This is a genomic window from Candidatus Poribacteria bacterium, from assembly GCA_021295755.1.
Classification (GTDB): Bacteria; Poribacteria; WGA-4E; order WGA-4E; family PCPOR2b; genus PCPOR2b.
In genome coordinates, this window is sequence record JAGWBT010000196.1 from 1 (window position 1) to 2,538 (window position 2,538).

General features: G+C 44.0%; 2 pseudogenes. Both read right to left on the minus strand.

Annotated features, from left to right (window positions below):
• Positions 1–66 precede the first annotated feature (66 nt).
• Positions 67–923: pseudogene (locus J4G02_21395) on the minus strand (hypothetical protein).
• 653 nt (positions 924–1,576) lie between these two features.
• Positions 1,577–2,409 (minus strand): annotated as a pseudogene (locus tag J4G02_21400) (toprim domain-containing protein).
• Between the last annotated feature and the right edge of the window lie 129 nt (positions 2,410–2,538).

Below are 2,538 nucleotides of genomic sequence, written 5' to 3' on the forward strand. Positions count from 1 at the left end.
GTTACACTGTTACACTTGCCCATAAGCGGTTGATTTTAAGGCTTTTTTCTGAACAGATTACCTGTGTTACACTTCTGTTACACTGGTGTTACACTTAATTTCTTCCGTTTTCTTACCGTTACACTTCGCTTTGATTTTGTTCAGGTTTTCGTCCAGTACATCTATTCCGGCTTTTAACTGCTCGTATTCTGCATAGCTGCAAACCTGGTATTCAAAGCCTTGTTTGCGGTTGCCTCCTTTTTGTTCCAGATAGCCCATGCCTTCAAGGTTTCTCAGGTAACGGTTGACCTGCATTCTGTTCATTCTAAAGGCTTCCCTGATCTGCTTGTTGTAAAAGCTTTGCCCTTCGGCAACCGTACTTTTCAGCCGTTCAAAGAACTGGCGCAGCTCTCCGTTTAGTTCGTCTGATTTTCTGAGCAGGCTTTCTTTTACCAGCCAGTTGGCCGTTTCAATGTCGCTCAGGGTGGTTTCTATGTAAGCGGTTCCAGTGCTGCTTTTTTTGACCTGTCTTTGTGCCTGGTGGTAAAAGGTGATAATCTCTATTAATTTCAGGTAGTGCATATTCGTCCGCAGCTTCTTAAAAACCAGTTCCGGTATGCGTAGCTCCATGGCGTAAGGGTTAATGACTTTGATATTCTGCAATAGTCTTTGAGTATTTTTCAGGATTTGCTTTGCCTGTTCCTGTTGCTTTTCGTTAATCATCCCGGCTTTGGTTTTTCTTTGGTATTCCATCACTTTGTCAAGGTGGCCGGGGCTTTCATCTATGTGCAGCAAAAAAGACCGGTTGGCGTTATCCTCATAAATGCTTTCTTTGGTGGTGGCTCCGCTTACGCATATCGGACCTTCCACGGTCAGCACTTTTGTACGTTGTTGCCTTTGGCGTCTTTATCCGTTGTCAGCTTGCTAATGCTCTGGTTGCTCATAAATTCCCTAAGCGGTAAAAATGCCTGGTAAACGCCTTCTAAATCTTCTATCAGTAATAGTTTGTGCTGCCAGAAGCCTTTGGCCGAGTAATAAAGGGTGTTTTCGGTTAAACTGGTGATGGTTCTTACCGATTCTTCGGGTAAACATTCGCTGATACGCTTTTGTAAATAGGTTTTTCCGCTTCCGGATTTTCCAAAGATGATGGCGTGCAATGGTTCGTCTGTTAATCTCGATAAGTACAAAAAGAACAGCATCAGCCCGTTTTTTTGTTCTCCTACCAGTCCGCTTTGCTGGATCTGATTCAAAGTCTTTTTAACGAGCTTCTTTTCTTTTAAAAATGCCTGTGCGGCTCGCACTTCCTCCGGGGTCATTTCGTATTGCTTGGGTTTGAGTGCCTGTATTTGCAGGGCTCTTTCTTCCATGCGGTAGGCTTCTAACTGTTCGGTCAGTTCCGTTATGGTCTTTTCTATTTGGGTGGTGGGAAGCTCTAAGGTTTCCGATGCGTTTTGTACCAGTTTCTTTACGGCAGAGTGGCTGTATAAATTCACATCATCCCTAAAAGTCTTGTAACGGTTCTCTTTATTCTTTATATGTAAACTCACTCTTAATCTGCTCAGGTTCTCTTTTTCTATCCCGCCCCAGACGGTAACCGTCATTTGATTGTCCTGGTAGCTGATCCGCTCCGGGTTTCTTTTTCAACTGGTTTTATTTGCGTGTCGAGGCTCTCGACTTCATTTGAAGTTTCCCCATTTGAAAAAACAAAAGCTGTTCTATCTTCAATCAGTTGGGCTAATATTTCCGGGCTGTGGCCGTCCAGTAAGCTATTGATATCCTCTTTTTCCGGTGTGGGGACTTTACTAATGGTAATGTTTGGTTTCAGTTGGTGGAGCTCGGCACTGTATTTTTCCGCTGCTTTTTCTCCGGCTGCATCACCATCAAAGAACAATATCACTTCTTCTAACTGTTCCAGTTCCCGGATGGCTTTTATGTGTTCTTCCGTCAGTCCGTTGGTGCCGTAAAGGGATAGTATTTCATGTTCTTTGGTGATTTGCTCTTGCTGTAATAGTGTCGCTGCGTCTATAATGGCCTCGGTCAGTATCAGCTTTTTGGTGTTGGGAGCAGGGTATTTCGGGTAAAGGCCCTGCCGGTCTTTCAGGTAGTAGTGTTTTGCTTTATCCTCATTCTTTGTGCTTCTAAAATACAGGCTCACGATCTGGTTTTGTTGGTTGCGTAACGGGAACACTACACCCCATTTGCCAAAGGGACTGTATGCTTTTCCCCGGTGCGGTTGTTTACATGGCCTTTGTCTTGTAACAGTCCGTATTTCAAACAGCTTTCAATCAGATGTTGGTCTTTCCTATTCCCGTGATGGAACTGGCCGCTGTTGTAACCGACTTCCGTTTTCTGGTAATCCAGGTTCCTTTGCTGTAAGTATTCCTGTACCGGTTTGCTGTTGTATATGGCGTTTTTGAAGTAGGTAAACATTTTGGTGAGTACCGCTGCTCTTGTTAGTTCCGCTCCGGGTTTGGTTTCTCCGTTTATCATCTGCTCGGCTTTCTTTATCGCTTCATGTTTGGTGCAGTTCTCTTTGTACATTATAAAATCTATCACGTC